General features: G+C 61.5%; 1 protein-coding gene. It reads right to left on the bottom strand.

What is annotated here, in order from left to right; all coding sequences use genetic code 11:
* On the bottom strand, nt 1-572 hold a 572-nt coding region (gene istA, locus B7449_RS24915), incomplete at both ends, for an IS21 family transposase (RefSeq protein WP_048883941.1).

Here is a 572-nt window from a genome sequence, read left to right as displayed (position 1 = left end):
GCGGTCTTCATGTTGTCAAAAATACCCCGCCGCGGCACGCCACCAAGCACGCGAAAGGCCTCGGTTAACGCATCAAAAAGCATCTCGTGGGTCTGAAGGGGATAGGCCCTGAGTATGAAGACCCGGCTGAAGGACAGTCTGGTGTGGGCAACCTGCAGCTTGACGCGATGCCCGGCAATGACCGCCCAGTCCTCGCCCCGGTCGAACTGAAAGGCTTCCCCGGGCTGGAAGCACAGGGGCACGAAAACACCCCGACCCGTTGTCTGGCGTGCCTGGTGCTGTTCGTGTTTCCACTGCCGGATGAAAGCGGCCACCCGTCCGTAGGATCCATCATAACCCAGTGCCACAAGGTTTTCATGCAGTCGTCGCGCCGTGCGCCGGTTCTTGCGGGGGCGTGCGGCTTCCAGGACCAGCCATCCCCTCAGCCTGTCAGCAAACGGGTCCAGTCGGCCGGGACGTTCGGGGACCTGGAACCGCGGTTCAATACTCTGTGCCCGCAGATATTTCCGGATCGTATTGCGTGACAGTCCCGTCCGGCGTTCAATCTCGCGGATCGGAAGATGATCCCGGCA

Source organism: Komagataeibacter intermedius TF2 (genome assembly GCF_000964425.1).
GTDB classification, from domain to species: Bacteria; Pseudomonadota; Alphaproteobacteria; order Acetobacterales; family Acetobacteraceae; genus Komagataeibacter; species Komagataeibacter intermedius.
Note: the sequence above shows the minus strand (reverse complement) of the source record. Positions and strands in the feature narration are given on the sequence as shown.